The sequence below is a fragment of the Phytoactinopolyspora endophytica genome (genome assembly GCF_004138495.1).
In the GTDB taxonomy this organism is placed as follows: Bacteria; Actinomycetota; Actinomycetes; order Jiangellales; family Jiangellaceae; genus Phytoactinopolyspora; species Phytoactinopolyspora endophytica.
Window position 1 is genome coordinate 4396 of record NZ_ML142877.1, and the last position, 4404, is coordinate 8799.

5 protein-coding genes are annotated in these 4404 nt (G+C 67.4%); 1 reads left to right on the forward strand and 4 read right to left on the reverse strand.

What is annotated here, in order from left to right:
• From ELR45_RS32485 to ELR45_RS32495, 3 genes are all read right to left on the reverse strand, one after another.
• Nucleotides 1–918: M28 family metallopeptidase (locus ELR45_RS32485; protein ID WP_205857714.1), on the reverse strand; the 918-nt coding region annotated here is incomplete at its 3' end.
• A gap of 73 nt (nucleotides 919–991) precedes the next feature.
• A complete protein-coding gene (locus ELR45_RS32490; RefSeq protein ID WP_129669985.1) occupies nucleotides 992–1444 on the reverse strand; it encodes a MaoC family dehydratase in 453 nt (150 codons plus the stop codon).
• Complete coding sequence (locus ELR45_RS32495; RefSeq protein WP_129669986.1) at nucleotides 1444–2364, reverse strand: SDR family NAD(P)-dependent oxidoreductase; 921 nt, start codon at nucleotides 2362–2364, stop codon at nucleotides 1444–1446. Before ELR45_RS32495 ends, ELR45_RS32490 begins: the two co-directional genes overlap by 1 nt.
• A 111-nt stretch (nucleotides 2365–2475) precedes the next feature.
• On the opposite strand from ELR45_RS32495, the gene ELR45_RS32500 reads away from it, so the two are divergent.
• Nucleotides 2476–2958, forward strand: a complete 483-nt coding sequence (locus ELR45_RS32500) for a MarR family winged helix-turn-helix transcriptional regulator (protein ID WP_129669987.1) — start codon at nucleotides 2476–2478, stop codon at nucleotides 2956–2958.
• Nucleotides 2959–2971: 13 nt separating this feature from the next.
• On the opposite strand, the gene ELR45_RS32505 is transcribed toward ELR45_RS32500, so the two are convergent.
• Nucleotides 2972–4183: a YbfB/YjiJ family MFS transporter gene (locus ELR45_RS32505; RefSeq protein WP_240760308.1), complete on the reverse strand. Its 1212-nt coding sequence runs from the start codon at nucleotides 4181–4183 to the stop codon at nucleotides 2972–2974.
• Nucleotides 4184–4404: the final 221 nt, after the last annotated feature.

A 4404-nucleotide genomic window follows, 5' to 3' on the forward strand; every position in this document is an offset into this window, starting at 1 on the left:
AATGCTGCCCAGCCGGGCAGACGGTAGCTCGGCCTTCTCGAAGGACCAATGATCGCTGGCCCGGTTCTCGCATGCGTCGACCGGCACGTCGATCTCCTCTGCCGCGGCGATTAGCGCATCGCGGATGTCCGTCGTTCCAGTACCACCGGTACACGCGGGCACATGATCACCCGCGACGCCGACTCGATCGAGGGAGACCATCGCCACCAGGGCGTCCTTATCATTCGACGACATATCCGCCACGTACTGCTGAGATCCGAAATGGTGCAGGTCATCGCCCTCGCCTCGCGGCTCCTCGGCGCCGAACGCGATGAATCGCACCGGTACGGCCGGCGGCTCGGCGGCCGCCATGCGTGCCAGCTCCATCACGACGGCGACACCGGACGCGTTGTCCTCCGCGCCCGGCGCCTGCGGCACGGTGTCCAGGTGCGCGCCGATGATCACGTACGGATCGTCTGGATCGAAGCCTGACGGGTCGGCGACGACGTTGGCTGACTCTCCTTCAGGAACGTCGATGCCCCACGAGTTGCCCGCCGGGACGGGCACTGGCGTGTGAGACACCTCGTAGCCGAGCTGTTCGAAGTGCTCCGTGACGTCCTCCGCGGCCTGCGCGAACTCGTCCGATGTCCCTTCACGCGGGCCGATGTCGTCTGCGAGATGCTCGATGATCTCGAAGGCGGCTTCGGCGTCGAACTCGACCGGCTCAGGGGTGGGGGTCGGAGTCTCGGTCGGTGTGGGTGTCGGGCTGGGCGTCGGCTGCTGTGTCTGTGTCGGTGATGGTGACGGCGGCATGGTGGGCTCGGGCGAGGCCGTCGACGTTGGGCTCTGCGTCGACGAGGAGCCGCCGTCGTCGTCGGCGTTGCATGCCGCAAGCAAGGCGGCGGTGACGAGCATCCATCCACTCAGCGATTTGCGCACACGTTCATAGCACCTCGCTGAGCCGCGTCAGTGCAAACAGACACCGTCAACCTGCGGCCACGCGGAGCGGCTTTCAGGCGTAGAAGCGGAACACCGGCTGTGCCACGCAGACCGGTTTGGTAATGCCGTCCGCCTCGATGGCCGCATCCACGACGAGCTGGAATCCTCCGGTGATCTCCGTGACATCCTTGACCGTCGCGGCGAGCCGGACTGTGGACCCGGACGGCACCGGCGCCGGGAACCGGGCCGAGTTCAGCCCGTAGTTGACCTTGGTGGACACGCCCTCCACATCGAGCAACTCCGACCAGAGCGGGATGATGAGGGACAGCGTGAGGTAGCCGTGCGCGATGGTGCCGCCGAACGGCCCGTCCTTTGCGCGTTCCGGGTCGACATGGATCCATTGGTGATCATCCGCAGCATCGGCGAACGTGTCGATGCGTGGCTGGTCGACGGTCAGCCAGCTGCTGTGGCCGAGGTCACGGCCAACGAGGCTGGGCAGCTCGGCGTATGTGATGGTCGTTGTCATCAGGATCCTTCCGCTGCCTCAGGAGGCGTGGGAAACTTCTCGCCTACGCTCTGCTGGTGTGGTTCGAAGACGGTCGGCCACGCCTCGGCTATCGCGTCCTCGGTCCATCCCCCGTCGGAGAAGCCGGCGACTACCTGTTCTGGATGCGACCAGACGGTGAGCCGGTCTCCGCCGACGCCGATGGCCTGGCCGGTGATGCCGGCAGCGGCGTCAGAGGCGAGGAAGGCGATGATGCCGGCGGCGTCCTCGGGGGTGCCGAAGGCGAGTGCCCGGCGCGCGAACTCCGGGAGCGGATCGCCGTTCTTCACGGCCTCGACGTACGGCTGCAGGAAGGGCACGGTCTCGGTCATGCCGGTGGCGGCGACCGGGATCACGGCGTTCACGGTGACATTGGCCCTGGCCAGCTCCATCGACCAGGTGCGCACCATCCCGACGATGCCGGCTTTCGCCGCGGCGTAGTTGGTCTGCCCGAAGGTGCCGCGCTGACCCGTGGGCGAGCCGATGCAGATGATCCGTCCGCCGTCGCCCTGCTCACGAAATCGGCTGGCGGCGGCGCGAGCGCAGGTGAAGGTTCCACGTAGGTGCACGTTGACGACAGTGTCGAAGTCGTCGTCGGTCATTTTCCACAGCACCGTGTCGCGGAGGACGCCGGCGTTGGTGACCAGAGCGTCGAGCCGGCCGAACTCGCTCACGGCCCGGTCCACCAGGGATTGGGCGACGTCGCTGGAGCCGACGGGTGCCACGTGCTCCACGGCGATTCCGCCGCTTTCGCTGATCGACTCAACGGCGGCCTTGGCGACGTCCGCGTCGACGTCGTTGACGACGACCTTGGCGCCGAGCGCCGCGAGCTTCTTGGCATATGCGAGGCCGAGGCCGCGCCCGCTGCCAGTGACGACTGCGACCTTGCCGGTCAGGTCCACGTCATCTTCCTTTCAAGCGTCCTACTGTGGCATTTACAGTAGGATCGAATAGTTGAGACTGTCAATCATTGATAATCTCATCTAGTTCTCACGCACACGAAAGGCGTTCTCATGTCCAAACGCCCGGCTGGACGGCTCGAACTGCTGGACGACGTCGGATACCTGCTCGCACGCAGTAGCGGCATAGCGGTGCGCCACACCAACGACGCCCTGGCCGAGGTCGGGCTCCGCGTCCGCCAGTACTCCGTGCTCTCCGCCGCGTGCGACACGGGCGGGATCTCCCAACGAGCCCTCTCTGACTTTCTCGGTCTCGACCCGAGCCAGATCGTGGCGCTCGCCGACGAGCTACAGCGACGCGGCTTGGTCGAGCGCGTGCCGGATCCTCGGGACCGACGGACTCGCCTGATCACTCCGACCGATGCAGGCCGCCAGGTGTACGCACAGTCCAAGGCTGCAGCCGAGGCGGCCTCGGAGCGGTCGCTCGCACCACTGACCGACGACGAGCGAGGAATCTTGCGAGAGCTTCTCCGGCGTGTGGTCACGGTCACCTCGCGGGAGCCGGCCGTGGCGTCCGAAGCGTCCTCCGCGCGGTAACCGGTCGCCGTGGCTATCGCTCAGTGGGCAGAGCCGGCGGCCGGAGTAGCCCGGTCGCCAGGGCGACTGCGGCAGCGAACAGGAACGCCCAGCCGACGCCGTGGTGATCGGCCAGCGCTCCGGCCGCCGCCGGGCCGGTGATGGTGCCGATCCCGAGAAAGAAGACCGTGGCGCTGAACCCGGTTGTGGGGCGTTCTGGAAAGATCTGATAGCTCCAGACCGCGAGCAATGCGGAGCCCGCCATGAAGCTCGGGCCGTACAGCACGGCGGAGAGCCCCACGGCCACGAGCGATCCAGGCGCCGCTCCGAGCAGTGCGGAGGCTACGGCGAGCAGTCCGAAGAGGAGAAGATGGGAGCGGCGTAAGCCGAGCCGGGTGAACACGACACCGGTGAAGACCCCCAACGTGCCTGCCGCGCCCATCACGGTCCAGAACGCGGCCGCGGTGCCATCCGCGTCACCGCCTCCGCCGGCGGAGGAGATCGCCTCGACGGCGAGCAGCCAGTAGACCGACCCCACGACGCCGTATGACAGGGCAGTCAGATAAAGCGGCACGGCCGATCCGCGGACGAACCAGCGGACGCCGAGCCGCTCGTCCCGTCGTCGCCGTGCCTTCGGGCTGGGTGGTCCGGCGGGAAGCACGCGGATGTTGTAGAGGGTGGCTGCGAGTGCAGCGGCGGCGAAGACCAGCCACGCGTAGTTCCAATTCGACCCGTGCATGACCAGCGCCATCGGGCCGGCCACGACGACGCCGAACGCCGTGCCGCTGGGAATCAGCGCCAGTACGCGTTCTCGCTGGCCGGCCGGGACCATCCGGTCGGCGGCGTCGGAGAAGGGTGCCCATATCCAGCCCGGACTCGTGCCGGCGAGGATGAGTCCGGCGACCAGGACGGGCCACCCGTTCGCGACGGCGACCAGCGCCATGCCCACCGTGGCGGACAGGCCGCCGACCGTGACGAGAGCGCGTGGGCCCACGCGTACCGCGAAGAAGCCCACCAGGACAAGGGCACCGAGATAGCCCACATAGGTGGCGCTTCCGATCAGGCCGACCGCCGACATCGGCAGATCGAACTCGGCGCGGATGTCGGGGAGGAACAGACCGTAGCCGTATCGGGCGAAACCGAACGAGACGCCGACGGCCGACAGGCCGGCCATGCCCAACCGGCGGGTGGCTGACTGACTCTCAGGTGGCGGCGCGGCGAGCGATGTAGTGGCGGTGACCGGCATGGTCACCATGCTTCTAGCTGCTCCGACCAGCCACCAGTGGCGCGAAAGCCACTCTTCGATAAGATTACGCCATGGCTCAGGAGGTGTCGCTTCACCACGTGGCTGTCCTCGCGTATCAGGGGATGTCCGCCTTCGAGCTGGGCATCGTCACCGAGGTCTTCGGCGTGAAATGGCCCGGTGCTCCCGCATACCGGCTCACCACCTGTGCGGAGAACCCCGGC

What these genes read in the sequence shown, in the direction of transcription:
- ELR45_RS32505 (WP_240760308.1), bottom strand. Translation starts at nt 4,183, where the DNA reads ATGCCGGTCACCGCCACTACATCGCTCGCCGCGCCGCCACCTGAGAGT.
- ELR45_RS32500 (WP_129669987.1), top strand. Translation starts at nt 2,476, where the DNA reads ATGTCCAAACGCCCGGCTGGACGGCTCGAACTGCTGGACGACGTCGGA.
- ELR45_RS32490 (WP_129669985.1), bottom strand. Translation starts at nt 1,444, where the DNA reads ATGACAACGACCATCACATACGCCGAGCTGCCCAGCCTCGTTGGCCGT.